The organism is Aliirhizobium sp. YIM B11859 (assembly GCF_057163345.1).
In genome coordinates this window covers 278222-303760 of the sequence record NZ_JBXHAY010000004.1, presented here as the reverse complement: position 1 = coordinate 303760, position 25539 = coordinate 278222, and the positions used below count along the sequence as shown (strand labels likewise).

Annotated in this window: 25 protein-coding genes; 7 read left to right on the top strand and 18 right to left on the bottom strand. The window is 61.1% G+C overall.

The features are described from left to right. Positions 1-2: 2 nt before the first annotated feature. Genes AC2GXZ_RS17890 through AC2GXZ_RS17870 form a run of 5 tightly spaced genes read right to left on the bottom strand, consistent with a single transcriptional unit; the run spans position 3 to position 3673 of the window. The gene (locus AC2GXZ_RS17890) at positions 3-677 is read right to left on the bottom strand and encodes an amino acid ABC transporter permease (RefSeq protein ID WP_483760540.1); all 675 of its coding nucleotides are present in this window, start codon (positions 675-677) and stop codon (positions 3-5) included. A gap of 13 nt (positions 678-690) precedes the next feature. Then, positions 691-1356 carry an amino acid ABC transporter permease gene (locus tag AC2GXZ_RS17885; protein ID WP_483760539.1) on the bottom strand — a complete coding sequence of 222 codons (666 nt, stop codon included), beginning with the start codon at positions 1354-1356 and terminating at the stop codon, positions 691-693. Between the two features lie 56 nt (positions 1357-1412). Next, positions 1413-2255, bottom strand: coding sequence for a substrate-binding periplasmic protein (locus AC2GXZ_RS17880; RefSeq protein WP_483760538.1), 843 nt, complete (start codon positions 2253-2255; stop codon positions 1413-1415). 23 nt (positions 2256-2278) lie between these two features. Then, positions 2279-3193, bottom strand: a complete 915-nt coding sequence (locus AC2GXZ_RS17875; RefSeq protein WP_483760537.1) for a polysaccharide deacetylase family protein — start codon at positions 3191-3193, stop codon at positions 2279-2281. After that, on the bottom strand, positions 3194-3673 hold the full coding sequence (locus AC2GXZ_RS17870; RefSeq protein ID WP_483760536.1) for an ureidoglycolate lyase: 480 nt from the start codon (positions 3671-3673) through the stop codon (positions 3194-3196). A gap of 239 nt (positions 3674-3912) precedes the next feature. Here AC2GXZ_RS17870 and AC2GXZ_RS17865 point away from each other — a divergent pair, with 239 nt between their 5' ends. Further along, complete coding sequence (locus tag AC2GXZ_RS17865) at positions 3913-4581, top strand: GntR family transcriptional regulator (protein WP_483760535.1); 669 nt, start codon at positions 3913-3915, stop codon at positions 4579-4581. Between the two features lie 102 nt (positions 4582-4683). Here AC2GXZ_RS17865 and AC2GXZ_RS17860 read toward each other — a convergent pair whose 3' ends face one another. The 8 genes from AC2GXZ_RS17860 to AC2GXZ_RS17825 form a co-directional block, all read right to left on the bottom strand. After that, positions 4684-5724 carry a 2,5-dihydroxypyridine 5,6-dioxygenase NicX family protein gene (locus AC2GXZ_RS17860; RefSeq protein WP_483760534.1) on the bottom strand — a complete coding sequence of 347 codons (1041 nt, stop codon included), beginning with the start codon at positions 5722-5724 and terminating at the stop codon, positions 4684-4686. A gap of 26 nt (positions 5725-5750) precedes the next feature. Then, positions 5751-6293, bottom strand: a complete 543-nt coding sequence (locus AC2GXZ_RS17855) for a flavin reductase family protein (RefSeq protein ID WP_483760533.1) — start codon at positions 6291-6293, stop codon at positions 5751-5753. 1 nt (position 6294) lies between these two features. After that, on the bottom strand, positions 6295-7383 hold the full coding sequence (locus AC2GXZ_RS17850) for an AbrB family transcriptional regulator (protein ID WP_483760532.1): 1089 nt from the start codon (positions 7381-7383) through the stop codon (positions 6295-6297). Then, on the bottom strand, positions 7380-8693 hold the full coding sequence (locus AC2GXZ_RS17845; protein ID WP_483760531.1) for an amidase: 1314 nt from the start codon (positions 8691-8693) through the stop codon (positions 7380-7382). Before AC2GXZ_RS17845 ends, AC2GXZ_RS17850 begins: the two co-directional genes overlap by 4 nt. Further along, complete coding sequence (locus AC2GXZ_RS17840) at positions 8690-10159, bottom strand: amidase (RefSeq protein WP_483760530.1); 1470 nt, start codon at positions 10157-10159, stop codon at positions 8690-8692. The genes AC2GXZ_RS17845 and AC2GXZ_RS17840 overlap by 4 nt, the downstream gene beginning before the upstream one ends. Before the next feature lie 4 nt (positions 10160-10163). Then, the gene (locus tag AC2GXZ_RS17835) at positions 10164-10568 is read right to left on the bottom strand and encodes a nuclear transport factor 2 family protein (RefSeq protein ID WP_483760529.1); all 405 of its coding nucleotides are present in this window, start codon (positions 10566-10568) and stop codon (positions 10164-10166) included. A gap of 99 nt (positions 10569-10667) precedes the next feature. Next, positions 10668-12158, bottom strand: a complete 1491-nt coding sequence (locus tag AC2GXZ_RS17830) for a 4-hydroxyphenylacetate 3-hydroxylase N-terminal domain-containing protein (RefSeq protein ID WP_483760528.1) — start codon at positions 12156-12158, stop codon at positions 10668-10670. Positions 12159-12689: 531 nt separating this feature from the next. Further along, complete coding sequence (locus AC2GXZ_RS17825; protein ID WP_483760527.1) at positions 12690-13121, bottom strand: hypothetical protein; 432 nt, start codon at positions 13119-13121, stop codon at positions 12690-12692. A gap of 99 nt (positions 13122-13220) precedes the next feature. On the opposite strand from AC2GXZ_RS17825, the gene AC2GXZ_RS17820 reads away from it, so the two are divergent. From AC2GXZ_RS17820 to AC2GXZ_RS17805, 4 genes are all read left to right on the top strand, one after another. Next, positions 13221-14243 carry a putative B6 ABC transporter substrate-binding protein gene (locus AC2GXZ_RS17820; RefSeq protein WP_483760526.1) on the top strand — a complete coding sequence of 341 codons (1023 nt, stop codon included), beginning with the start codon at positions 13221-13223 and terminating at the stop codon, positions 14241-14243. Between the two features lie 101 nt (positions 14244-14344). Further along, on the top strand, positions 14345-15928 hold the full coding sequence (locus tag AC2GXZ_RS17815) for a putative B6 ABC transporter ATP-binding protein (RefSeq protein WP_483760525.1): 1584 nt from the start codon (positions 14345-14347) through the stop codon (positions 15926-15928). A 23-nt stretch (positions 15929-15951) separates the two neighbouring features. Beyond that, positions 15952-17031, top strand: a complete 1080-nt coding sequence (locus AC2GXZ_RS17810) for a putative B6 ABC transporter permease subunit 2 (RefSeq protein ID WP_483760524.1) — start codon at positions 15952-15954, stop codon at positions 17029-17031. Positions 17032-17034: 3 nt separating this feature from the next. Continuing rightward, complete coding sequence (locus AC2GXZ_RS17805) at positions 17035-17967, top strand: putative B6 ABC transporter permease subunit 1 (protein ID WP_483760523.1); 933 nt, start codon at positions 17035-17037, stop codon at positions 17965-17967. Positions 17968-17986: 19 nt separating this feature from the next. Here AC2GXZ_RS17805 and ppaT read toward each other — a convergent pair whose 3' ends face one another. Continuing rightward, complete coding sequence (ppaT, locus tag AC2GXZ_RS17800) at positions 17987-19165, bottom strand: pyridoxamine--pyruvate transaminase (protein WP_483760522.1); 1179 nt, start codon at positions 19163-19165, stop codon at positions 17987-17989. Positions 19166-19441: 276 nt separating this feature from the next. Here ppaT and AC2GXZ_RS17795 point away from each other — a divergent pair, with 276 nt between their 5' ends. Both AC2GXZ_RS17795 and AC2GXZ_RS17790 read left to right on the top strand, forming a co-directional pair. Then, positions 19442-20170, top strand: a complete 729-nt coding sequence (locus AC2GXZ_RS17795) for a FadR/GntR family transcriptional regulator (protein ID WP_483760521.1) — start codon at positions 19442-19444, stop codon at positions 20168-20170. A 107-nt stretch (positions 20171-20277) separates the two neighbouring features. After that, positions 20278-21816 carry a GMC family oxidoreductase gene (locus tag AC2GXZ_RS17790; protein ID WP_483760520.1) on the top strand — a complete coding sequence of 513 codons (1539 nt, stop codon included), beginning with the start codon at positions 20278-20280 and terminating at the stop codon, positions 21814-21816. 89 nt (positions 21817-21905) lie between these two features. On the opposite strand, the gene AC2GXZ_RS17785 is transcribed toward AC2GXZ_RS17790, so the two are convergent. The 4 genes from AC2GXZ_RS17785 to AC2GXZ_RS17770 form a co-directional block, all read right to left on the bottom strand. Then, a complete protein-coding gene (locus AC2GXZ_RS17785; protein WP_483760519.1) occupies positions 21906-22082 on the bottom strand; it encodes a hypothetical protein in 177 nt (58 codons plus the stop codon). 167 nt (positions 22083-22249) lie between these two features. Then, positions 22250-23134, bottom strand: coding sequence for an efflux RND transporter periplasmic adaptor subunit (locus AC2GXZ_RS17780; protein WP_483760518.1), 885 nt, complete (start codon positions 23132-23134; stop codon positions 22250-22252). Further along, on the bottom strand, positions 23131-23340 hold the full coding sequence (locus tag AC2GXZ_RS17775; protein WP_483760517.1) for a DUF1656 domain-containing protein: 210 nt from the start codon (positions 23338-23340) through the stop codon (positions 23131-23133). The genes AC2GXZ_RS17780 and AC2GXZ_RS17775 overlap by 4 nt, the downstream gene beginning before the upstream one ends. Then, the gene (locus AC2GXZ_RS17770; protein WP_483760516.1) at positions 23337-25412 is read right to left on the bottom strand and encodes an FUSC family protein; all 2076 of its coding nucleotides are present in this window, start codon (positions 25410-25412) and stop codon (positions 23337-23339) included. Before AC2GXZ_RS17770 ends, AC2GXZ_RS17775 begins: the two co-directional genes overlap by 4 nt. Positions 25413-25539: the final 127 nt, after the last annotated feature.

The following is a 25539-nucleotide window of genomic DNA, read 5'->3' as shown; positions in this document are numbered from 1 at the left end:
GATCAGCCCCTTCCGACAATCGCCTTGCGCTCGAGCCTGGAAACCCAGTGCGAAAACGGCCAGAGCATGAGGAAGAAGATGACGGCAGCAGCCGTCAGCGGCGTCGGATTATAGGTCTGTTCCTGGGCAACACGGGCCGAACGCAAAAGTTCGGGCAGCGCCACGAGAGAGGCGATCGAAGTTGTCTTGACCAGTTCAAGCGAATTGCTGGCAAGCGGCGCGACGACCTTGCGGATAGCCTGCGGCAGGATGAGGTAGATCATCGCACGGAACCGACGAAAACCGAGTGCGGCGGCCGCCTCGTGCTGTCCCTTCGGAATGGATTCAAGGCCCGCCCGGAAAATCTCGCTGAAATAGCCGGTATTGTTGATCACCAGCGCCACCACGACGGCGGTGAAGCTGCCGAGCGTCAGGCCGAAGAACGGCAGGCTGTAATAGATCAGCACCAGAAGGACGAGCACCGGAAAGGCGCGCAGCAGATCGATGATCACAACCATCAGCTTGCGGATGCCGGTGCCGGCAAAACTGTAGAGCACGGCAACCGTCAGGCCCGACAGAAGCGATAGCGGCAGGGCGACGACGGCCAGGAGCAGCGTCAGCTGCAGGCCCTGGATCAGCAGCGGATAGACGAGCTTGAGGCTATCGATATTGGCGAAGTTGAGCAGAAGGAGTTCCATGTCCCATGTCTCCCTAATGCGAGAAGCGACGTTCCACGTAGCGGCTGAACGCCACCAGCGGAATGAAGAACAGAAGGTAGAAACCGGCAGCCAGCGTCAGCGGCGACGGATTGGCCTTGATCGACATGATGCTCTGGGCGCTGCCGAGTGTTTCCTGCAGCGACACCGCCACGCCGAGTGCCGTCCCCTTGGTGATGGCGATCGAGCGGTTGGTTACCAGCGGCAATGCCAGGCGCACCGCCTGCGGCAGGATGATGAAGGTGAGTGTGCGCCAGGGCTTGAAGGCAAGCGCCGTTGCCGCCTCCCACTGGCCCTTCGGCACGGCAATGATCGACGCCCAGAAGATTTCGGCGGAAAACGCCGAAAGCACGGCGGCAAGGCCGAACACCGTGGCGAAAAACGGCGACAGGGTCACGCCGAGATAGGGCAGGCCGAAATATACGAAGATCAGCACGACAAGCTGCGGCAGCGTCCTGAAGATCTCGATATAGGTGGTGATCACCCCGTCGATCACCCGATTGCGCAGGCAGCGCAGGATCGCCAGCGCGAGCCCGGCGATGAGGCCGATCGCGATGACGGCCAGCGATGCCTGTACGGTGACCCAGAATCCGGCCAGCACTTCGGGAAATGCTTCGCGGATAATGTCCCAGTTAAGATAGTTTTCGAGGATTTTCTGCATCACGCGCTCCGGCAAGAGACCGCCGACATGACGTCAGCGGTCCCGATGGTCAGTCCTTACTTGCAGGACAGCTCATGCGGCGTGGCATCGTAGCCGGTGAAACCCGGAGCGCCGTAGCCTGGATAGATGGTGGTGAGCGGGCTGTCGGCAGCCGGCTTCTCGTTATACCATTTCTCGTAGAGAGCGGCCAGAACACCTTCCTTCTTCAGGCATTCGATCGCGTCTTCGACCTGGTTGCGCAGCTTGACGTCGTCGTTGCGGAACGCGTAGCCGAACTTGCGCCCGTCAAAATCCTTGAAGGCGACTTCGATCATTGGGTTCTTGCTGGCAGCATAAACCGTCGTCGGGATCTCGTTGAGTGCGGTGAAGGCACGACGCGTCAGAACTGCCTGGACGGAATCCGGGAACGTGTCGTAGCGCTGGACTTCGAAGCCGTATTTCTCAGCATTGGCGGTCGCCCAGGTGTCGGACAGCGTGCCGCGATTGACAGCGACGGCCTTGCCCTTCAGGTCTTCGAAGCCGGCAATCTTGTTGCCCTTGGCGACGATGAAGCCGTTGCCGGTGGCAAAGATCGGCTCGGCGAACAGCATCTTCTCGCTGCGATCCTTGGTGATGTTGAGCGGGTTGACGGTGATGTCGATACGGCTGGCAAAGAGGGCTGCGAAAAGACCGGAGAAGTTGACATCCGTGATCTCGACCTTCGGGCGGCCGATCTGTTTGCCGATGGCGTTGATCAGATCGACGCCGAAACCTTCGGGACCGCTTGCACCACGGACCATCCACGGAGCGACGCCGAAATCGGAGCCGACGACCAGAGGTGCACCATCTTCTGCGCTGGCGGCAGAGGCCATGGCAAGCGCCATGGCGCCGGCGATCGTGGAAAGAAGCATTTTCTTCATTTTAGTTCCCCTTTTTTGTCGAACTATGCTTGAGGTGGATGGTTGTCATGCCAGTGACGGGCGATCCCGGACCGGGTGGTGACCCAGACCTGATCTCCGTGGCTGGCGACGTGATCGAGAAATCGCTGAAGCCCGAGCGCCCGGCCCGGGTGACCGGCGATCCGCAGATGCAGGCCGACGGACATCATTTTCGGCGCCGTGGCGCCTTCCGCCATCAGCATGTCGAAGCTTTCGCGCAGCATGCGGAAAAATGCCTCGCCGCTATCGATTGCTCCGCGCATGAACTTGGCGTCGTTATTGGTCAGGCTGTAGGGGACCACGAGGTGGTTTTTGCCCTGAACGTCCAGCCAATAGGGAAGTTCGTCGTTATAAGCGTCGCTGTCGTAAAGAAAACTGCCCTCTTCGCTCAAAAGCTCGCGGGTGTTCATGCTTGGCCCATAACGGCAATACCAGCCATCCGGCCCACGCCCGGCCGTTTCTTTGATCGAAGCGATGGTGCGCGAAATACGGGCACGCTCTTCGTCACGGCTCAGGGCGCGATGATGTTCCCACCGCCATCCGTGGGCGCAGATGTCGAACAGCTTGCTATCGCGGACATGCGCAGCGATTTCGGCATTGCGCTCCAGAGCCAGTGCGCAGGCCATGATGGTGGCCGGCATGGCCCGTTCTTCGAACAGCCGCACGAGCCGCCAGTAACCGACCCGGCTGCCATATTCGAACATCGATTCCGCGGCCAGATCGCGACCGGGAAAATTGCCCGAAGCGCCTTCGGTGAGAGCCGATTCCGTTACAGGATCGCCATCCTCGATCGAGGGCTCGGAGCCCTCCTCAACATTGAGGACGAAGTTCAGCGCGAGCCTTGCGCCGTCCGGCCATTTCGGATCCGGCGCCATGCCGCCGTAGCCGATAAAATCACGCTGCAGATGTTTTGAAAGCACTTAGAAGGCCCCCTTGAAATCGACGTGGAGCGGACGCTCCAGCGGCAGGAATATATCGGTGTCGGATGCGGCATGATCCATCGCCATCGTCACCACGAATTCCGAGGGAAGATCGAGTACCGACATGCCGGCATGCCAGACATTGCGGTGATAGACGACGCCTTGGCCGGGCTCGGACACGAAGGCCACGGCCGCCGCGACATCCGGGCTGCCATCGGCAAGAGACGGGCAAACGACGATCAGCATGCGCTGGCCCGAAAGCGGGAAAAACGCCTGATCGGAATGCGGATGCCGCTCCAGCTGATCGATGACGAAGGGGAACGAAATCGCCTCGGCGATCCTGGTTACCCAGAAAGACCGATCCAGCCCCTCAGCGCCTGCCAGCGAAAACCGGTGACGGCGTTCTGTTCCCTGATGGGCAATGACTTCCCCGAAATTCGAGAAGGCTTCGACTGTCAGGGCATGGGCATCCAAATTCACAAGAAACTCCGTCTGCGTATGCGCTTTACTGGCATCTGAAATTTTGGTATCCCAGATGGATACTTGTGGGATATTTATCCGGCTGCAGGCTGGCTGTAAAGAGTGACATTGCAGTGCAGCATAAAATGTTTCGGGGTCTGCATCACTACGGTAGAAGTGCTGGCGTTCGGCTGCAGCCTGAAGTAACGAGATTGAAATTGCGGACACGGCCTGCCTTGCGGGCGGATGGGAGACTGGTGATGAACAAGGCCGTAGAGATCGCCAAGGCGTCGAGAGGCAAGGGCGTCAGCCTGACCGAACAGGCCTATCAATACGTCCGCAGCCTGATCCTGGCGCAGGAACTGCAGCCGGGCGAAGTGTTTACCGAGCGGGCGCTTGCCGATCAGCTCAAGGCTTCAAGAACCCCGATGCGTGCGGCAATCAACCGTCTTGTCGGCGAAGGATTGGTCGAGCGGCTGTCCAACGGCACGATCGTCATCAAGCAGGTGGCGATCGAGGAATTGATGGACATCCTGATCATCCGCAAGCTGCTGGAAGGCGAAGCCGCAGCCCAGGCGGCGCAACGCCATGCGCCACAAAGCGTCGATGCGATATTGAAGAAAAGCCGTGAAGTGGCGGCAAATCCCGAAATGGATCTGGAGCCATTCTGGAAATATGATGACGAGTTCCACGAATTCGTCGCCACCGCCAGCGGTCGTCCGATCCTGACGCAATATGTGCAGAACATCCGTCAGCGCGCTCGCATGTGCCATGTCGTCAGAATGGAAAAGAATTTCGAACAGCAGGCTCTGGAACATATCGCCGTATTGGAAGCGATCGCCGCCGGTGACCCGGTCAAGGCACGCGAGGCGATGGATGTGCATGTCGACCGCGTCAAGGATCGCTTCGTGCGGTGGTATTTCTCCTGAGCCACGCCACTTCCCCGTGATCGGCCCCCTATGGCTTGGCCGCCAGACATCTGCTCTTTGGCGAAGAAGGGGCGCCGACGCCCCTCCCCGACCTTATCCACCTCACATAGGCGGTTGTACAACCTTGCCCTCGACGGTCATCGCCTCGCCATCGAGCGACAGCGAGCATTTGCGCAGCGGAATGTCGAGATGGCAGGGCACATCGCGGCTGCCGCCGGCCTCGGTATTCGGCCCGGTCGAGAACAGGAAATTGCCGGCAAATGTACGCGAATCCATGCTCAGGCCCGATTCGCGGTCGTAGAGACCGAGCTGCGTCCATGAGGCGCGCGGTTCCAGTCCCCAGCCGACATGGGCCATGGCATAGGCTTCAGGCGCGTCAAAACTGTCCATGAATTCCTTCATGTAATCCGCCATGAAGCCGCCGTCGATACGGGTGACGTAACCCTTTTCGATCGTGAAGGTCACACGGTCACGGGCATACATCTTGAAGGGCAGAACGATGTCGCCTTCGTCGATGACGATCGTGCCCTCGCAGGTCCCCTCGTCCGGCCAGCGGGCGACAAAGCAGCTCGGCCAATGGTCCCAGCGGCCCTTCTCGTCGGCCAGTCCATATTGCGTCAGAACCGGATACTGGCCGAGCGAGCAGCGGAAATCGGTGCCGGCCTTAGAGGTGACGGTCATCACCCTGGCTTTTTCGAGCAGTTTTTCGGCTGCAAGCACCCGCGCCTTGCCCTCCATCGTCGGCATCATGCGCAGCATGACTTCCGGCGGTTCGACGGCGAGCAGCATGCGGGTGCCCCCCTTGAGGATGATCTCCTGTTCGGGCGAAAACAGCAGCTGCATCGTGTCGATCACCATGTCGCTCGCCTTCAGGCAGGCGAGCGCTGCACTGTTGAAGGCAAGCGCCGTCTTGCCGACATAACCGGACTTGTCACGGCTGAGCGCCTTTTCACCATTCATCGGCGGCAGGTTCAACAGTGTGACGACTGCGCCGATCTGCACGGCAGCGATCCGGCAGGTGGCGATGATCTGCGGGTTGGAATCGTCGCTGGTGAGAATGGTCAGCTGTTCGCCGGCCTTGACCTTGCACATTTCCAGCACCTGTTTCCAGGCGACAACCATATCCGGATCACTGATAGCCATGGGTCTTCTCCAAAAAACGCGGCCCGTCAGAGCCTGTGAAATTGACGATCGAAATGGACGAGAGGCCGGCCTTCCGAAAGCCTGACGGCTTCGACCCGGCCGAAATAGACGGTGTGCGACGCTGCCCTCAGCGCCTCGCAGACCCGGCAGTCAACATTGGCAAGCGCGCCATCGAGTGCCGGCGCACCTGTAGCGAGATTGCTCCAGGAAAAGGGCACGAATTTATCCGCCCCTGACAGCCCGTGCTGGCCGGCAAAACAAAGTGCCGCCGCATCTTCCTCGCTCGACAGGATATTGACGCAGAAGGCGCCGCTTGCCTCGATCGTCGCATGTGCCTCGCCGCTGCGGTTGACGCAGACGAGAATGGTCGGCGGCTCCATGGTGACGCTGCTGATCGCGGTTGCCGTCAGCCCGCGACGGCCATGCCCTTTGCCCGAGGTAATGACGGTGACGCCGCTGGCAAAGCGCCGCATCGCCCCCTTGAAACCCTCGACAAGCTCCGGCGGTGCAAGACCATGCGGCAGCGCCGGGCGCACCATATCGGACAGGTCTGGCCATTCCTCCATCATCTCAGGATCTCCATATCGGAAGCAGCGACAGCTTCTCCATGATCATCGGTCCGAACAGCACGACGACGAACATCCGCACGGTCTGGAAGGCCAGCACGACCGAGACCTCCGCATGACCGGCAACCGCCACGATCGCTACGGTTTCGGTACTGCCGGGCGCCGTGGCAAGCAGAGCGCTCAGGGGATCGACCGGCATGACGAGCCTGAGCAGCAGCGCCAGCAACCCACCGGTCAGGAGCAACGCGACGCAGGATATCAGGATGCCGGGGATCATCCGCGCCAGCTGTGATAGCGACGCGCGGGTGAATTTCAGCCCAACTTCCAGCCCGATCACGGCAAACACCAGCGCGATGACCCAGTCGAGAAGAACGATATGGAATATCCCGGATGATTCAAGGATCGCTCCGATGATCATCGGGAACAACATCGACGCAGCCGGCAGCCAACGGAACCGCGCGGCAGGCAGGGCGCTTGCCGCAATCAGCGCCGAGATCACCACCGCCGGCCAGTCGGAGAATTGCAGGCCGGCTTCGCCGATGACGTCCTTGGCCTCGATATTGGGAAGGAAATGCGAGACGAGCGAGACGGCGACGATCACGCTTGCCAGCCGTGTATATTGCATCAGCGCGACAATGCGGCTGTCGATGCCGCGTTCATGCGCGATGATGACCATGGCGCCCGACATGCCCGGCAGGCTGCCGAGGATTGCCGGCATTTTTGGCACGCCGCCCCAGCGGTTGAGCGCCCAGCCGACGAAAAAGGCGCAAAACAGCGTCAATGCCGTCATCAGGATCAGGAACGGCCAATGGGCCGTGACATCGATCAGGATCGAAGGCGTCAGGCTGCGGGCGATGAACACACCGGCAAAGCCTTGCGCAAGCGTATAGGCGGGCCTTGGAACGGAAAGCTGCGTACCACCGACACCGAACACGATCCCGGCGATCATTGCACCAAGCAGCGTTGCAGCCGGAAAACCGACCAGCAGCAGCAGATAGGAAAAAGCGGCGGCAAGGACGAGTATCGGCAGCCATGCCAGGATGCGCCGCATCCCCGTCAGGTTTTCCGGCAGCTCGTTGAACAATGGCGTCATCCGCGACGCCCGCCGGCCGTGCCGAGCACTGCCTCAACGAAGGCCGCCGCATCGAAAAGCCGAGCATCATCACCGATACGGCCGACAAGCTGGATACCGACCGGCAGGTTGTCGTCGGTGCGGATGACGGGGATGGTGATGCAGGGCGTGTGCAGCACTGTCCAGGGTGTATTGAAGGCCGGGGCGCCGGTCGAGGCCAGTCCTTCCGGTGCGGCACCGGGCGCCGGCAAGGTCATGAGCAGATCGACCCCATCGATCATTCCGGAGAAGGCCTCGCGGAGTTCGACGATACGCCGCGAGGCGGCATCATATTGTTCGATGGTGATCAACGCCTTTTCGGTCAGGAAGGCGCGGGTGACGGGTGTCAGTCTGTCCCAGAGCCTCAACCGCTCATGGGCCAGCGCATGGGTGACCTCCCAGCCCATGATCGCTGCATGGATATCGTGCAACTCGTCGAACCATGAAGGAAGCGCGATCTTGCGGACCGTGACGCCGGCATCGGAAAGTTTGTCTGCGGCAACCTCGACGGCGACGATCGCCTCTTCGCCCGCCAGCTCAAGACGAGACGGCAGGAACAGCCCGACCACAGGCTTTGCCGGTTCGGCACCAACCATCATGTTCGCACGGCCGGCCAGAACGGAAGTGCACCATGCGGCATCGCGGACGTTGCGTGCGATCATTCCGAGCGTATCGAGCCCATGCGCCAGAACCTTCACTTCAGCCGGATCGATCAGGCCGAAGGTCGGTTTGTAACCGACCGTGCCGCAATAGGCCGCGGGGCGAATGATCGAGCCTGCCGTCTGCGTGCCGAAAGCCATCACCGACATGCCGGCGCCGACGGCGGCGCAGGAACCGCTGGAAGAGCCGCCCGGCGTATGCGCCGGATTATGGGGGTTGCGCGTCTTGCCGGGGCTTGCCATGGCAAATTCCGTCGACACCGTCTTGCCGAGCACCAGCCCGCCTGCATCGCGCGACAGCGCCACGCAGGGAGCATCCCAGAGCGGCTGGAAACCGTCATAGGCGTCCGTTCCGTAACCGGTCGGCATGTCAGATGTATCGATCACATCCTTGACGCCGATCGGGATGCCGGCGAGCGGTCCCTTTTTCGGCTGGGCATCGATCGCTTCCGCCGCCGCCATGACCTGCGCCGGGTCGAGATGTTTCCATGCCAGAACGTCGGGTTCGCGCGCCGCGATATGGTCGAGATAGGCTTCGGCCACCGCCGTTGCCTTCAACGCGCCACAGCCGACCTTGCGGGAAAGCGCCTCGGCGCCGAGATTGCGGATATTGTCTGCGGAAAGCGGGCTCACGAGTCACCTCCTGCTTTGGGTCCGGTCCTGCCGGCCTGATAGGATGGACGAGATGCGATCCAGGGACGTGTGCGTTCGATTTCGCCGGCGACCGAAAACAGCAATTCCTCCTGCCCGAAACCCGCACCGACATGGATGCCGATCGGCAGACCCGATTTCGACGCGCCGAAAGGCACGCTCATCGCCGGGAAACCGGAGGCGTTGAAGGCTGCGGTGAACGGGCCATGCGACCAGAACCGGTCATAGAAGGCGTCAAGCGAGATGCCGCTGCCCGCCATTTCGCCGATCTTCGGCGCAAGCTCACCGGTCGATGGTGACAGCAGCAGGTCGTATTTGCCGAAAAAGCCGCCGAGACCACGGGCCGTGGCATGCAGCTGGTTGATCGCCTTGAGATAGGTCATGCCCGTGTGGGTCATGCCCTCGCGGATCCATTCCTCGTTGACCGGCTCCAGCAGCGATGCAGGGTCGTCAATACCAAGGGCCGCCCCGCGGCCGAGCACGGCGGGAGCAACATTGACGCCGGCAATAACCCGCCAGGCTGCCTTCAGCGCATGGGCGTCGTAACCGGCATCCGCCACTTCCTCGACATGATGGCCGAGGCTTTCAAGGAAAAGAGCCGCCTCGCGGACGGTCGCGAGAATTTCGGGATCGACATCCGTGCCGAGCGGCGACGCCAACGTCAGGCCGATCTTCAACCGTTGCGGCGTGCGCGAGACAGCCGCAAGATAGGTGCCCGAAGGCTCCGGTGCCGCATAGGGATCGCCGATATCGGCACCGGCCGAAACATCGAGAAGTGCTGCGTTGTCGCGCACCGTCCAGGAGAGCGCATGCGGCGTCGACATGCCGGCAATGCCTTCGACCGCAACGGGGCCAAGCGGATTGCGCATCCGGCTCGGCTTGAAACCGAACAGTCCGCAATGGGAGGCCGGCAGCCGTGTCGAGCCGGCGCCATCCGACGAATTGGCAATCGGCACGATGCCGGCGGCAACAGCGGCCGAAGAGCCGCCGGACGAACCGCCCGGACCATGATCGAGGTTCCAGGGATTGCGCGTCGGGCCGAATTCGCGTGGCTCGGTGGCAAAGCTCAGGGCGAATTCAGGCGTATTGGTCTTGCCGAGAATAACGAGGCCGGCCGCCTTGTAGCGGGCCGCAAGTGTTCCGTCGCGGGTGGAGACCATGTCGCGGAACAGTCTCGCCCCGGTCGACAGCAGCATGTCCTTCACTTCGAAACCGGTATTCTTCAGAAGGAAAGGCACGCCGTGGAACGGACCGTTCGGCAATCCATCCTCGATCTGCTTTCGCGCCAGATCGAAATGCGCATGAACGACGCAGTTGAGGGCGGGATTGGCGTCCTCGATCAATGCGACAGCGGTTTCCCACAGGTCGAGGGGTGTCACCTCGCCGCGCCGGACGAGATCCGCGAGGCCGAGAGCATCATAGTCGCTATAATGGGCAAACACTGTCATGGCATCATGCGATCTGTGCGAGGAATTCCGCCTTGTCCCAGTAATCCCGGCTGACCGATATGCGGCCATCGGTGATTTCAAGGACATGCAGCCCATTCAGGGAAACGGCCTTTGGCGAAGGCGGCTCGGCGCCTTCCTTGGGCCGTGGCGAGAATGTGCCGGTCATCTGATAGAGGATGGCGATGTGGGCAGCGGAGCGTATGCGCTCGCGCTCCCGCCACTGGACATCGGGCATCATCGAAAACAGCCCGCTCAAGCCCTTGGACAGACCGTCTGCACCGCAGCGTTCAGTGCCGAAGGCAATTTCCTCGTGGCGCCCGGCCTCGATATAGAGGCCGACTGCGGCATCAGCATCGTGATCGTTATAGGCGCGGTAGAAGGCGTCGACGATGGCGTCGGGACTGGACATGGTGGAGCTTTCGATCTCGCATCTGCGGCCCGTCCACGTCCGGGCCCGAAAAAGGCGGCAGCGCGAAAGGCGCGCTGCCGGTCGTCCGTTTTTGTCGGCTTACCAGTCCATGCCGGCGAGCTTCTTCACCTTGGCGACGAAATCGTCCCGCTTGACCTCTTCAAAGAGGCGGGCGCGAAGCCGCGGGGCCGGGCTGGCATTGACGTTTTCAAACAGCGCCACGCGGCCGGCAAGCGCGCCGGTCGTCATGTCCCAGATGAAGTTCATCAACAACTCCTTCTGCATGGCGGAAACACCATGGCCGGGCAGCAGGTCCTTCAGGTGATGGCCGATCTCCGGGTTTTCGAAGGCGGCCTTGCCGAAGCGCATCACGAGGCCCTGGCCGCAGAGTTCCTGCAGCGTGTGGATGATGCGCGGATAATGCTGGATCGAATAAAGGCGACCAGCCGTCAGCATGCCGACATCCGGTGCCATGACGTCGGCCTCGGTCGGCTTGGCCAGCGCTTCTGCGGCAACGATGAAGGCGCGCAGGGTCTGCGCATATTCGATCAGTTCGCCGAGCATCATCTGCACGGCCGGGATCTTGTCGGTGCCGAGCACTTCGAGAACCATCTGGCCGGCACCGACGAAAAGCTCCGCCTTGACCGCAAGACGCGTCAGCACGTGCCAGTGGGCAAAAACGCAGACCGGCCCGTACCACTGCATGGCCGTCGGATCGCCGAGATTGAAGATGCGCTCGGTCGGCACGAAGACATTGTCGAAAACGATGAACTGGTCGGCTTCCTCGCCGAGATGCGAGACCGGGTGATCGAACGGATCGGCGCCGGGCTGGGAGACCATCTCGCGCGAGATCATCTTGATGCCATCGGTATTGATCGGCACCGAACCCCAGATGCAGGCATCGGCCGGCGTCGACTGGATGCCGCCGAGATTGGTGAAGAAGATCTCGTTGGCCTGCGCCGCGATCGAACCGACCGTCTTTGCGCCGGAAATGCGGATGCCGCCCTTTTCGACCGACTTGACGCGCAAAAGCGAACCTTCGGCAGCCTTCGGGTCGGAGCGGTCGGTCTGCGGGCCGGCAAGGCTTTCGGATGCCGTCAGGTTGTTGTCGCGGCCAAAGGCGATATAGCTTTCGATATTTTCGGCAAAATCCGGATTGCAGCCGTCGATCAGCGACTTCTTCGCCTTGAAGGTCGGCAGATAGGCAGCGAGACCGACGGCAATCGCCGGCGCCAGATCCGGCGGACGGCCGAACGTGCCACCCGTCTTGAGGCTGGTATATTCGATCATCTTGCGGCGATCGACGAGATCGGCCAAGGTGCGCGGCACCTGCCATGAACGGCTGACGATCTCGTTGGTGGACGGTTCGACATAGGTCGTCGCGTCGGCATGTTCTTCAGTAAACTGGTCGTCGAACATCGATGCGAGCAGGTCGATGCCGGCCTTCAGCGCCGGTTCGTCCGTCACCTTCTCCACCTTCTTGCCGCCCACCCAGAGCTGGCGACCGTCATCAAGCGACGCCTTGAATTGCTCACCGGTCTTCAGGCGATGGGCAAGCCCCGCCTTGGTCTTTGCCGCGCTCGTGTCCATATGCAGTCTCCTAAACCTGTAACCCCTCGGCATTCGCTCCTGCAGCAGGAACTGGCAGGCCAGAACCGGCGCTTGGCGAACTTGTCAACCAAGCTACACATCCCAACCAAAATAAATCAACCAAAATTATTGGTTATATTTTTTGCGTCGCCGATTACAAAATTTGCATCTATCAATGCAATGCCGAATTCCCGAGCAATTTTCGCGCATTTGGCCGGAAGTTCCATTGATATGCGCCATCGCGTCGATTTCCCCGCTCGCTCAGAGGGGAAAAAATAAGCAGAAACATATCCAACCTTTACGCTAAAACATCTCAACCAAAAAAAATGGTTGAATCCATGTTGACCATGGTCGAGCCGCGAATATAGTCGGTCGCCGAAAGGCCGGCAGGAACAGGGAAACCATAACCCGATAGCCACCGGCCAGCGCTCGCAGCCCTGTCGAAAGGGTTGAATTCCAGAGGAATACGGGATCGACATGGTTCACGAGACGGGCATGACATCTGCGCAGAGTTCGATCAGACAGCCTTGCTCAGCCTGGATGGCAACCAATCGCGCTTCCGGTCGCAGCGCAGGTAACCGTGATTGGCGCCATAACCTCACCACGGCGGCGCTCCAGCCTGATTTCGCTGCGCGTCGCCCAGGACTGGCCGTCCTTGCCACACCAGAGGCGTTCGACCGGCATGCGATCCTCGAGATCATTGAGCAGAAAGATCGCGCCGGTTTCCCGCTGCAGCCAGATCCTGCTCTTCATAACGGCGCCCGGAGCAACCGTCCCGATGGGTTGGGAATACCAATGGGCAAGCGTCGCGCCGCAGGAAATCACGTCCGTGCCGCCGTTGGTGACGGCAAGCGGAATTTCATCGAGGCCGCTGCGGCCCCGTTCGATCTTGGTCGCATAGGCCGCGACGGCAGGGAGAATGACAGCTGCTGTGGCAACAACGAGGAAAGCAGGAATTTTCATGACGACGGCGCCTTTGTTCTATTGCAGAGGACGCTAGCAGCGTGAAAAAATAAAGTAAATATGGAATTACATTACCATAAAACAAAGGGAACCTCACAAATGAGAAGTAAAAAATATGCGTATATTGCAGCCATTGCTGCAACTATGCTTTCGAGCGCCTCCTATGCCGAGGATGTCAAGTCGATCGCCATCCTCACACCTGAACAAGGCACCGATTTCGGCTGGAACCAGCAGGGTGTCGATGGCGCGAAGGCTGCCGGCAAGGCAACCGGCGTCAAGGTCATCACTGCGGAAAACCTCGGTTACGGCGACGTGCGCCCGACGCTGCGCGAACTGGCCGAAGACGGCAACACGCTGCTGATCGCCCATGCCAGCGGTTATAACACGGCAGCACCGGAAATCGGCGCCGAAGCCAAGGTCAAGGTGGCGATCGTCGATATGCCCGCCTCGCTGAAGAAGGACGCCGTCGTCGATTATACCGCCAGCGGTCATGCCGGAGCCTATCTCGCCGGCCGCCTCGCCGCTAAGATGAGCCGCAGCGGCACTGTCGGCATCGTCGTATCGGGCGAACCTCCGTCGTGGAATGCCCAGTCGGCCGCCTTCGCCGAAGGCGTTAAAGCGGAAAAATCCTCCGTCGTGATCCGTTATGCGGTGATCGGACCGGCCGCCTATTCGGATGCGGCAGGTGGCAAGCGCGTGACGGAATCGCTGATCGCCGCCGGCGCCGATATCATCTTCGGCCAGGGCAACGGCTCCTCCTTCGGCATGCTGCAGGCGGTCGAGACCACCAAGGCGCCGGATGGCGGCAAGGTGTTTTTCATCGACGTGATCGGCGACAAGACCAGCATCGACAAGGGCTACCTCTTAAGCTCGGTCCTGTGGAACCTCGCACCGGTCTATACAGCGATGATCGAGGACATCAAGGCCGACAAGTTCGGCACCCGTAACTACAATATCTCGCTTGCCGACGATTCCGTTTCACTTCTGAAAACCAAGCAGATCCCGGATGATGTCTGGAAGTCGGTGATGGACATCCGCGACAAGATGATCAAGGGTGAGATCAAGGTCGAGCCGAAATTCGATGCAGCATCCGTCCATGCCCTGGTCAGCCAGCTGAACTGATCACATCAGGGGCCGGGCAGGATCACACCCGGCTCCTTCACTCACAGCATTGATATTGGTCCTGCGGCGAAATGCCGGCGGGATAACACCGGGATGGCTTGATGACATCGTCTCCCCAGACGCAGACAGGTTCGGCAACCGGGCCGAAACCGCTGGTTTCGCTCAAAGGCGTCACCAAGCGCTTTCCCGGCATCGTTGCCAATGATTCCATATCGATCGACTTCTTTCCCGGCGAGGTTCATGTCCTGCTCGGCGAAAACGGCGCGGGCAAATCGACGCTGGTCAGTATGCTGTCCGGCCTGCAGCAGCCGAGCGAAGGCACGATTCTGATCGATGGCGAGCAGACGCCGATCGCCTCACCGCAGAAAGCGCTTTCACTCGGGATAGGAACGGTCTTCCAGCATTCGATGCTGGTGCCGAGCCTGACGCTGGTCGACAATGTCAATCTCGGCGGCACCTGGTGGAAAAAGCCGGATCGGAGCGAAACATCGAAGCGGATGCGGGAAACCGCCGGCTCGATCGGGGTCGATATCAATCCTGATGCCGTCACCAGCAGCCTTTCGCTCGGTGAGCAGCAGCAGGCGGAGATCGTCCGCACCCTGATGCGCGGCAGCCGTTTCCTTATTCTCGACGAAGCCACCGCCATGCTGACGCCGAAGGATGCCGAAAAACTCGGCGGTCTGATGCGGCAGCTGGTGGCGCAGGGGCTCGCCGTCGTTTTCATCACCCACAAGCTCAACGAAGCCGTCGCTTATGGTGATCGCATCTCGGTCCTGCGGCTTGGCCGCAAGGTCGGCGCGCTCGGACCGGACGACTTGAAATCGCTCGGACCGGATATGGCGACCAAGGAGGTCGTCCGGCTGATGTTCGGATCGAACGAGGCGCAGACTGCTCAATCCGACAAAGTGGCAAGCGCAACGCGGAATGCCTCCGGCGAGAAGGAACCGGTACTGGAAATCCTGGCGCTGGAAGTCGATGATGAGACCGTGCCGGTTTCCGGCATCGAGTTGAAGATCGGCGCCGGCGAAATCCTCGGCATTGCCGGCATTGACGGCAACGGCCAGAAACAGCTGGCAGAAGCGCTTGCCGGCCAGCGCCCGGTAAAAAACGGCCGCATCTATCTGGATGGCCAGCCAATCGAGGATCTGGCCGTTGGCGAAAGACGCAATCGCGGCCTTCGTTACGTCACCGACGACCGGCTGGGAGAAGGCACGGTCGGCACATTTCCGGTTTCAATCAACCTGCTGTTGAAGCAGATCGGCGAAGCGCCGTTCTGGCGCTCCGGCATCCAGCAGGCAGGCGTGATCGCCGACAATGCCCGCAAGCAGATCAGGGATTACGACATCCGCACGCCGGATATCGAAACGCCGGCGGGAAAACTGTCCGGCGGCAATATCCAGAAGCTGCTTCTGGCCCGCGAACTGACTGGCAGCGCCAAGGCGGTGATCTTCGCCAAGCCGACCTACGGGCTCGACCTCAACAATATTGCCGCCTCACGGCGCCGCATCCGCGAAGCGGCCGACAGCGGCAAGGCGGTGATCGTGCTGTCAACCGAACTCGACGAATTGGTTGAGCTCAGCGACCGCATCGCGGTCATGTCGCAGGGGCGCATCGTCGGCATCGTCGAAAATGACGGTGAAGCACGGCGCAAGATCGGTGAATATATGAGCGGTGTGGCGGCATGAGCGTCGAAATGCAGGATACGGCCATGAATGAAGAGACGGCCGAAAACAGGAGCGGAATACGGGCGTGGATATCGGGCGACCGCCTGCTTCTCATCGTCCTGTCACTCGCCCCGCTGATTGCAGCGCTGTTGATCGCCAGCCTTCTGTTGATGCTGATGGGCGTCAATCCGGTGGAATATTACACCTATATCGTCAATCGCGGCCTGCTCTCGCCATCGGGCATCGAGGCGACCCTGACCCGAATGGGTCCGCTGCTGTTGATTGCCGCCGGGCTGATCGTCGCCTTCCGCGCCGGCATCTGGAACCTCGGCGGCGACGCGCAATTCCTGCTCGGCGCCGTGTTTGTCGCGGCACTCGCGCCAGTCCTTGTCGAGTTCATGCCGGTCTGGCTGGTGCTGATCGTGACGCTCGTGATCGGCGCCGCCATGGGTGCCGTCTGGTCGCTGGTTCCGGCGATGCTGCGTGCCTGGCAGGGCGTCAACGAGATCATCACCACGATGATGATGACCTTTCTCGGCATTTCGCTCGCCAATGTGCTGGTCAAGCTTCTCTTCCTCGACCCGGCAACGACGGTGCCACAGACCCGCACGCTGCCGGTGGAAGACCGGTTGCCGCGGCTGTTCGATACGACGATTTCGAGCGGCGTGCTGATCGGCCTCGTCGCCATCCTCATCGTCCATTACGTGATGGCCAAGACCGCGTTCGGGCTAAAACTGCGAGTCGTCGGGGCGAACGCCAAGGCCGCCGTGCATGCGGGCCTATCCGTCTCGGCGCTGACGATCGGTGTATTCGCAATCTCGGCCGGCTTTTCCGGCCTGTCAGGCGCTGTTGCCGTGCTTGGCCAATATGGCAATGTCCGCGCCGACTGGAACCCGGCCTATACGCTGACCATCGTGCCGCTGGTCTTTCTCGCCCGGTTCAACGGCTTTGCGACGATCGCCTATGTGTTTCTTTTCTCCGTCCTGTCGATCGGCAGCGAAAGCGCGGCACGAAGGCTCGGCGTGCCCAACTATTTCACGCTGGTAACGATGGCGATCCTGCTTGTGCTGCTCGGGATCACCGAAACACTTGACCAGAAACGCCGCGAAAGCCGGAGGACCTGATCGATGACACTCCTGACCGCTGCCTTCCTGACAGCCCTTCTCGCAGGCGCCATTACCGCCGGCATTCCGCTTCTCCTTGCCGGGCTTGGCGAACAGCTTTCGGAAAAGACCGGCGTGCTGAATATCGGCATCGAGGGCATGATGCTGGCCGGCGCCTATGCCGGCTTTCTCGTCGCCTGGAAGACCGATTCCGCCCTGCTCGGCTTTATCGGCGGCGCCAGTGGCGGCATGCTGGTGGCGGCGATCATGGCAATCCTCTGCGTCCGCTTCGGCCTCAACCAGATCGTCATCGGCATTGCACTGACGCTAGGCGCCGAAGGGGCGACGGCGATGTTTCACTATTTCCAATTCGCCCAGACCTATCCGCGGCTCGGCGCGATCTCATCCCTGCGGATTCCGCTTCTCGCCGATATTCCGGTTCTCGGGCCGGCTCTCTTCGATCGGCCGCCGATTGTCTATTTCGCCCTGCTGCTGGTGGCGATACTCGCCTATCTCTACCGCAGTACCCATTGGGGGATTGCGCTGCAGGCGGCGGGCGACAAACCGGCGGCACTCGATTCCTCCGGTGTCAGCGTCATCGGCATCCGCTCGCTGGCGGTGCTTTTGACCGGCGCCATGGTCGGTCTCGGCGGCGCCTTCATGGCCGTCGTCGGCGCCGGGATTTTTGTGCCCTTCATGACCAACGGCAACGGTTTTATCGGCATCGTCCTTGCCATGCTCGCCCGCGGACGTCCGCTCTGGGTTTTGGGGGGAGCAGCCCTGTTCGGCGCCTGCCTGTCGCTGACGACAGCGCTTCAGGTGGCCGGCGTCGATATTCCGACCGACGTCATCCAGATGTTACCCTTTGCGGCCGTCATGGGCGTACTGGTCCTGCTCGGCCGCAAGGCCAACCTGCCCAGCGCGCTGGGCGCCGCCTATGTCCGCGGCGCCCGTTGAGATGAGGATGTCTGCCGGCTCAAACGGCTGCGTCGATCACCGCCATCACTGCCGCCGATCCGGCGCCAGCATCATAAGCCTGGCTGGTGATCTTCGAGAGCGCCGCGCCGAGTGCCGCGACGGCCACCAATGCATAGATCGGCCGGGCGGTCGGCCCCATATGGCCGATGCGCACCAGCTTGTTGAGCGTCGCACCACGGCCGGACGAAATGACGACGCCGTAGTCGTCACGCATGATCTGGCGAAGCTTCGCCTCCTCGACGCCTTCGGGCAAACGCACCGCCGTCGCCGTTGGCGAGGCGATCTCTTCGGATGCGGCCCAAAGATGAAGTCCCATCGCCTTGATGCCGGCGCGGCAGGCCTTTGCCGTCAGCGCATGGCGTGCCCATACGGCTTCCTGGCCTTCCGCCAGATAGAGATCGATGGCCGCTTCCAGTCCGTTGATCTCGGCAACCGAAGGCGTGAAGGGAAAACCGCGATCGGCGCGCCATGCCTCTTCCCAGTCGAGCACGCTGAGGATCGAGCCACGCGGCGCACTCGGATTGGCCTTCATCTTCGCCCAGCCCTTGTCGCTGATGGCAAGCAGCGAAAGTCCAGGCGGGCAGCCCATGCACTTGTTCGGGCCGGTGACGAAAATATCAGCGCACACATCTTCCGGCAGCACATCCATGCCGGCGAAGGACGAGACGGCATCGACAACGAAAACCGCCTTCGTCCGCGCCACGATAGCGCCAATCTCCTTCACCGGATTGATGGTGCCGGATGGCGTATCGTGGTGGCAGATGGTGACAACGGTAATATCCGGCCGCTCGGAAAGCATGGTCTCGACGGTCGCCGGATCGATCACCTCGTTGAAGGGTACCCTGATTTCCAGATATTCGCGGGCATGCGGCTCCAGCCAGGAACGATAACCGTCTCCATAAACGCCGGATGCGAGATTGAGGACGACGTCATCCTTGCCCACAGTCGAGATGCCGACCGCTTCCAGCGCCAGAACCGGCTCGCCCTGCAGAATGACCGGAACGTTCTTCGTCGCAAACATCGTCTGCAGTTTTCTGCTTACCCGCTCGTAAGTCGCCATAAAGGCAGGATCGTAATCATAGAGGACCGGACGCCCGAGCGCGGCCAGTACCTCGGGATAGCAGTTCACCGGACCAGTGGTGAGCGTGAAGACGGTCGGGGCAAGCTTGGTGGTCATGCGGCGCGGCTTTCCAATGTTCTGGGCTTCAAATCACTCAACCAAGATTTCAACCAAAAAATTCCATTGGTCAAAAGATTGGTGCATATTATGGTGAGCCGGGTAGAAATCAATTGCGCCGAAGGGATGCATGACATATTGCCGGAAACCAAAGGCGTGGTTGACGGGCTTGATAGCCGACCAGAAACTCAACCATTATGCAAATCACCTGCCCGATATGCGCCAACCAGCGATGGCGCCGGCAGGTCAGGCCGCGGATTCCGGGAAAACACTGTTTTGGTAAAAGCAAACACGATGCAGGAACTGGATGCAGGGGTGACGGAAGATGTTTCCGCGTCGTCCGGTAGACAGGAAGCAGCCGAGATCGTGGACGCCCTGCGCCGGATCATCGAGGATGAAGGCTCTCTGCCGGCGGAACGGGTTCTGGCGGACAGGCTGAACGTCAAGCGCCACCAGTTGCGCAAGGCATTGCAGATGCTGCGCGGCGTTGGCGAACTGGAACCGGCACGCAGCGGTCGACGGGCAGCCTCCTCCGACACCAGCATCCAGAGCGGCAAACTCGTGCTTTCCACCAACCCGCTGGAGGTGATGGAAATGCGCATGATGCTGGAGCCGGCGCTCGCGCGGCTTGCGGCACTTCGCGCCTCGCCGGCGGAAATCAGCCGCATCCTGCAACATGCCAAGTCACCTTCCGGCATGAGCCCGAGCCAGGCCGACCAGCTGTTCCACCGCGCCATTGCCGCCGGCTCGCGCAACAGTCTGGCGAGCGAACTGCATATCCTTTTGCATCAGGTGCAGAACGATAGCCGCCTGCGCTTTGCCGACAGCGACGATGAAACGACGGTCGAGCGTATCGCCCAGCGTGATGCCGAGCATCAGGTGATCGCCGAGGCGATTGCAGCTCGCGATCCGAACCGCGCCGAAAAAGCCATGTGGGAGCACCTTGCCGTGGTCCAGAGAAAGATTGCCAGCCGCCTCGGGGTCGGAAGCGTCAACGCGGCCTGAGGTCGCCGCTCCTCCAGCTCCAGCCATCCCGTGAATTCGTCCGCCGCGCGAGGCACGTGCCCGCGCGAACGGAAAAGCATGTCCAGTCGTTACGGAGTTTGTTGCCCATGCCCCATTTCGATGTCCTGATTGTCGGCGCGGGTTCCGCCGGTTGCGTCCTTGCCAATCGCCTTTCTGCGGATCCGGCGCGCTCGGTCGGCGTGCTGGAAGCCGGCGGCCCGCCGGTCGATCCGGATATAGACATTCCGCAGAAATGGCCTTTCATTCAGGGCCGCGACTACGACTGGGCCTTTGAGACAATACCCCAGTCTGGAACCGCGGGACGTTTGCTTCCCTGGCCGCGCGGCAAGGTCTTTGGTGGTTCGAGCTGCCTGCATGCCATGGCGCATGTGCGTGGCCACGCCGACGATTTCGCCGCATGGGCAGAGGCAACAGGTTCCAATCGCTGGTCCTACGAAGGTCTGCTGCCGGGCTTCATAGCCTCGGAGAGTTTCTCCGGAGGGACAGGCCCTGTCCACGGCGATAGCGGTCCGATGCCGGTCTGGCTGCCGGATGGAGAAGTCAGCCCGGTTGCGCGTGCTTATATGGCAAGCGCTCAGGCGCTCGGGATACCGAAGCTTGCGGAGCATAACGGCGGCAATCTCAATGGAACGTCCCCCAACTCGCTGATGATCAGCAACGGCAAACGTGTCAGTGCCGCAGATGCCTATCTGTCGCCGGCAATGATACGCCCGAACCTTATCGTCACGCCCTGGGTCACCGTCCATCGCCTGCTTGTCAACCAAGGCCGTGTCACCGGTGTCGAGGCGACCGTGGCCGGCCACGAGGAGATCTTCACGGCTGACAGTATCATCCTTTCGGCCGGCGCCGTTGCCAGCCCGCTCCTGCTCATGCGGTCGGGGATCGGCGACCCCGAGCTGCTTCGTGCCGCTGGCGTTGACTGCATTCTCGAAAGACGCGAGGTCGGGCGCAATCTGCACGACCACCTGCTCGGCGCCGGAAATGTCTACCGCGCCCGCAAGACCGTTGCGCCATCGAAGCTGCAGATTTCGGAATCGCTGATGTATCTGAATGGCGACGATCCGACGATTGCCGAAGGCAGGCCGGATGTCGTTCTCGGTTGCGTCATTGGGCCTTCGGTTTCCGAGAGCTTCACTGCGCCGGCGGCCGGCGAGGCCTATACGCTGCTTTTCGGTGTCACCCATCCGACCAGCCGCGGTAGTCTTGCGATTACCGGACCCGGAATAAACGATCGACCGATGATCGACCCGGCATATATGCAGACGGAGCACGACCGGCGTCTTTTCCGCCGTGCGCTCGACTATGCACGCATGGTCGGGCACGGAGCAGAACTTGACGAATGGCGGGAGGAAGAAGTGTTTCCCGGCCGGAAAGCCATGAGCGAGAGCGAGACGGACGACTTCATCGCCAAGGCCATCATCACTCATCACCATCCGGTCGGGACCTGCCGTATGGGGGCAGATGACAGGGCGCCGGTCGACGCAAACCTGAAATTCCGGGGTCTGGACAACCTTCATGTCGTCGATGCGTCGGTTATTCCAAGCATCACGTCAGGCCCCGTCCATGCCGCGGTCCTGGCGATCGCAGAAGTCTTCGCCACCGGGTTCGCAAACTCCGAACGCTGACCTTGAGCCCGCCCGGCGAATGCAAGTGGTCTGTCTGCAGGCGGCCGCGGGCTTCCTCTCTTGAATGGCAGGCAAGACCTGCGGCAAGCTCACTCCTTGAGATAGGAGGACAGCCAATCTTCCAACCTCCAGCGCAGGACCTCCAGCCCGCCCTCGCCGCGGATCACCATTTTGACCAGCTGGTCGGCAGCCTCGATGGCAACCTCGTCCAGCAGAGAGATGTTGTGAAGTTCGCAAAACGCATTCAGCGCCTGGCGTACGATCATGAGGGACGCGCCGTCCAATGCCATTTTTCTCGTATTTTTCTTCATTGAGGTGGCGGGACAATGCAAGCTTCGGCAAGCCGGCACGTGAACCGGCCGGCATTGCCCGCTGCAATTCCCTGTCATCTCTCTTCAGGCCTTCAGACAGGCCTTTCTAATTCCAATCGCGCTTAGCGGATCTCGGGATTGGTGTCGGTGATGCGAACGCTGGCCGTGCGTCCCGCAACAAGGACCGTTCCCTGGGGAACCTCGTCCAGTGCGATGCGGACAGGCACGCGCTGTGCGAGCCGAACCCAGGTGAAGGTGGGATTTATGTTGGCCAACGATCCGGTCGTGTCCGACCGCTCGCGATCCTCTATGCCCGCGGCGATACCGACGACATGGCCCTTGAGAATCTCGTCGGTTCCCATCAGACCGATACGCGCCTTGTCGCCGAGCTTGATGCGGTCGAGCTTGTTTTCTTCGAAATAACCGTCGACATAATAGGAATCGCTGTCGACCAGCGCCGAGACGGTTGATCCAGCGGAAATATAGTCGCCAGGCCGAAGCGAGAAATTGGTGATGACGCCGTTGACCGGCGCCTTGACCGTGGATCGCTCCAGATTGAGTTCAGCGGTATCCATGGCGACAAGCGCGGTCTGGTAGGTAGCCTCGGCCTGATCCGCGGATGTCTGTGCCTGGTCAATCTTCTGCCGGGTAACCGATCCGTCGCCCAGGCGCTGATAGAGGGCAAGATCGGCACGCGCCTGGCGCAGCGCCGCCTGCGAACTGGTGACCTGAGCTTCCGCCTCGCGCTTGGCCAGCGCGAAACGAGCGCTGTCGATCCTGAAGATGACGTCGCCCATCTTGATCTTCTGGTTGTCGTGGACGTCGACCTCGCTGACAATGCCCGAAACATCGGTGGTCAGGCGAACGATATCGGCCTGCAGCTTGCCATCCCGCGTCCACGGGAGGTTCATGTAATAGTCCCAGATATGGGTGCCGAGCACACCGGCTATGCCGACGAACACACATGTGAGGAGCACTCGGCCCGATACTGCGAAGAGAGTTTTCATAATGTCACCTTATCGGCAGCCTCGACGAGGCCGGCCAGAATGCAAACGAGCATGGCAAGGTCGAAGAGCGGCCTGTGCCAGACGAGATTGTAGAAACCGACCCTGTCAAGCAGGCGGCGCAGCGCCGTGCTGATGAGGTAGGCGATCAGCGCCAGAAGCGCGACGGTCGGGATGAACACGCCATAGATATCGAGTTCCGGCTTCATGCGGCTTGCTCCTCAAGTTGACGCGCCGGCAGCGGCTCGAAATCATCGGCAGATGGGAAAAGCGTATAGCGCAGCGCAGCGCAGGCACGCGAAGCATCCGCTGCCGCTTCGGATGCGGCGGTACCGAGCGTATCGAGACAGCGATCAAGGGACTGCAGAAGGCGTGGATCAGGGACGACCGGATCGGCGCTGCGGATTTTGCGGTCATAATGATCGGCAATGGCCTCGACAACATCATGCACGCGTGCACCCTGACCGGCCGGCAGCGCAAGGATCGCCCGCTGCAATTCGATCAGGTTGAAGCCGGCACGCATGTCCTTGAGGATGTCCTCGCCATGGATATGCGAGGTCTTGGGCAAGGCGTTCACCCGCGGCGCCAGCAAGGCCAGACGGTCCAGCATCTTGTGGAGAAGCTGGGTGAAATCGCTGCCGGAATCGGCGACGGCAACGGCACGGATATCCATCCATCCGGCGCGCAGGAGACGCCGGGCGCTCCATTCCGTACCGACCGTCTTGACCAGGACCGTGACGACCAGCGCCAGAACCATGCCGGAGATCATCGCCAGGTTCGAATTGATGAAGCTCGCCGCATCGAAACTCGGCCTTGCAGGCAAACCTAGCATGTTCGGCAGGCTGGTGCCGACGGACATTCCAAGAAGAAAGGTCTGCGGCCGCGCCGCCAGCAGGCCAACCGGAATACAGACGATCGCCAGCACCGCCATCATTGCAGCAAAGCTTGTGATCATCGGCGTGATTGCGAACTGGATGACGAAACAGATAATCGCGGCAAAGCTGCTGGCGATGGTGAACTTGGTGATCACCGGCTTGGCATTGTCCATCGCGGCGAAAAAACACATCATGATGGCGCCCATCAGCACCATGCCGGCGCCAGACGCCCAGCCGGTTGCGATCCAGATGAGACAACCGAAACCGGTCGTCAGGGCCGCTGTTATCCCCGAAAAGACTGCCATGGCATAGTCCCGGTGCATCGGACGCTGAGAACCCGCAAGGCCCAGGCGCACCAGAAGACGCGTTCGGGTGCGGTTCGGGACGACACCGTTCTTCAGATCGAGACAGTCGCTCCAGGTCTGCACCAGATCCTGCAGCCTGAATGCCAGGTTGCGCGACAGGATGCCCGACCAGCTGGCGTCTGCCGCGCCGCGGCGGGCAATCATCTGGAGACGGTTCCAGAGCATGCTGCGGTCTTCTTCGGAAAGCGGCGTCTCCTGCTTCATCCAGGAAAACACGTCATCGACGATCCCGCGGATTTCAGGAGGCATTCCCGTGCGGCTGTTGCGAAAGGCATTGAGCACATCTTCAATGCCGGAAATGACCGGCAGCATGGCAACCATCATGCGCTGCAATTCTCGCGACAGATGTGCCGTTTTTCTCGAGCTCGGCGTGTCGAAGAAAGCATGGGTGGTGAACAGCCGGATATCGGTCGCTTCTGCCGCCAGTTTGCGCGAGAGGGATGTCACCACCCCTTTCGCCCCGCCACCCTGCAGCACCTGGCCGGCCAGTTCCCGGACATCGGATAACCAGCCGTCGACGCGCCTCGCCAGAACGCTGTTGGCGGATTTCGGAAAAAATACGGTATTGAAAAGCAGCGTGCAGATGATTGCGACGCCGATCTCCAGCGTGCGTGCCGTGGCATAGGTAAAAGCCGTGTCGGGAGCGTCGACGACCGGAAAACTGGTCAGCGCGACGGTATAGCCCGCCAGCATGAAGGCGTAGCCGCGCGGCGAGCGGTCCAACAGGCTTACACAGAGGCAAGTCCCGATCCACAGAGAGACGACGATCGTCAGGATCTCCGGCGAATTGACGAGATTGGGGACGAAAACGACTGTCGCGGCCCCGCCCGCGGCCGTGCCGACCAGCCGGTAGAGCGCCTTGGAGCCGCTTGCACCGGCCAGCGGATTGGCGATGATATAGACGCTGGTGAAGGCCCATTGCGGCCCCTGCAGATCGAAGGTGTAACAGATCAACAGCGCAAGGACTGCAGCGGCGAATGTCTTCAGCGAGAAGACGACATCGTCGGCAGCAGGGTTCAGCAATTGTGATAGCAACGACATTCTACTTCTTCAGGACCAACAGTTTGCCGACCGCCTCTATCGGGTCATCGCCGCATCGCCGGAAGGGGGCGCGATCGTGCAGATGGTTGCACGAAAGATCCGGATCCGGCCGAGACGCGAACGGTAA

Bases quoted from the DNA above. Each gene is read 5' to 3' on its own strand.
- AC2GXZ_RS17865 (WP_483760535.1), top strand. From the start codon at position 3,913: ATGAACAAGGCCGTAGAGATCGCCAAGGCGTCGAGAGGCAAGGGCGTC.
- AC2GXZ_RS17780 (WP_483760518.1), bottom strand. From the start codon at position 23,134: ATGAAAACTCTCTTCGCAGTATCGGGCCGAGTGCTCCTCACATGTGTG.
- AC2GXZ_RS17885 (WP_483760539.1), bottom strand. From the start codon at position 1,356: ATGCAGAAAATCCTCGAAAACTATCTTAACTGGGACATTATCCGCGAA.
- ppaT (WP_483760522.1), bottom strand. From the start codon at position 19,165: ATGACCACCAAGCTTGCCCCGACCGTCTTCACGCTCACCACTGGTCCG.
- AC2GXZ_RS17790 (WP_483760520.1), top strand. From the start codon at position 20,278: ATGCCCCATTTCGATGTCCTGATTGTCGGCGCGGGTTCCGCCGGTTGC.
- AC2GXZ_RS17825 (WP_483760527.1), bottom strand. From the start codon at position 13,121: ATGAAAATTCCTGCTTTCCTCGTTGTTGCCACAGCAGCTGTCATTCTC.
- AC2GXZ_RS17805 (WP_483760523.1), top strand. From the start codon at position 17,035: ATGACACTCCTGACCGCTGCCTTCCTGACAGCCCTTCTCGCAGGCGCC.
- AC2GXZ_RS17840 (WP_483760530.1), bottom strand. From the start codon at position 10,159: ATGACAGTGTTTGCCCATTATAGCGACTATGATGCTCTCGGCCTCGCG.
- AC2GXZ_RS17810 (WP_483760524.1), top strand. From the start codon at position 15,952: ATGAATGAAGAGACGGCCGAAAACAGGAGCGGAATACGGGCGTGGATA.
- AC2GXZ_RS17835 (WP_483760529.1), bottom strand. From the start codon at position 10,568: ATGTCCAGTCCCGACGCCATCGTCGACGCCTTCTACCGCGCCTATAAC.
- AC2GXZ_RS17785 (WP_483760519.1), bottom strand. From the start codon at position 22,082: ATGATCGTACGCCAGGCGCTGAATGCGTTTTGCGAACTTCACAACATC.
- AC2GXZ_RS17880 (WP_483760538.1), bottom strand. From the start codon at position 2,255: ATGAAGAAAATGCTTCTTTCCACGATCGCCGGCGCCATGGCGCTTGCC.
- AC2GXZ_RS17850 (WP_483760532.1), bottom strand. From the start codon at position 7,383: ATGACGCCATTGTTCAACGAGCTGCCGGAAAACCTGACGGGGATGCGG.
- AC2GXZ_RS17815 (WP_483760525.1), top strand. From the start codon at position 14,345: ATGACATCGTCTCCCCAGACGCAGACAGGTTCGGCAACCGGGCCGAAA.
- AC2GXZ_RS17820 (WP_483760526.1), top strand. From the start codon at position 13,221: ATGAGAAGTAAAAAATATGCGTATATTGCAGCCATTGCTGCAACTATG.
- AC2GXZ_RS17830 (WP_483760528.1), bottom strand. From the start codon at position 12,158: ATGGACACGAGCGCGGCAAAGACCAAGGCGGGGCTTGCCCATCGCCTG.
- AC2GXZ_RS17860 (WP_483760534.1), bottom strand. From the start codon at position 5,724: ATGGCTATCAGTGATCCGGATATGGTTGTCGCCTGGAAACAGGTGCTG.
- AC2GXZ_RS17855 (WP_483760533.1), bottom strand. From the start codon at position 6,293: ATGATGGAGGAATGGCCAGACCTGTCCGATATGGTGCGCCCGGCGCTG.
- AC2GXZ_RS17890 (WP_483760540.1), bottom strand. From the start codon at position 677: ATGGAACTCCTTCTGCTCAACTTCGCCAATATCGATAGCCTCAAGCTC.
- AC2GXZ_RS17775 (WP_483760517.1), bottom strand. From the start codon at position 23,340: ATGAAGCCGGAACTCGATATCTATGGCGTGTTCATCCCGACCGTCGCG.
- AC2GXZ_RS17770 (WP_483760516.1), bottom strand. From the start codon at position 25,412: ATGTCGTTGCTATCACAATTGCTGAACCCTGCTGCCGACGATGTCGTC.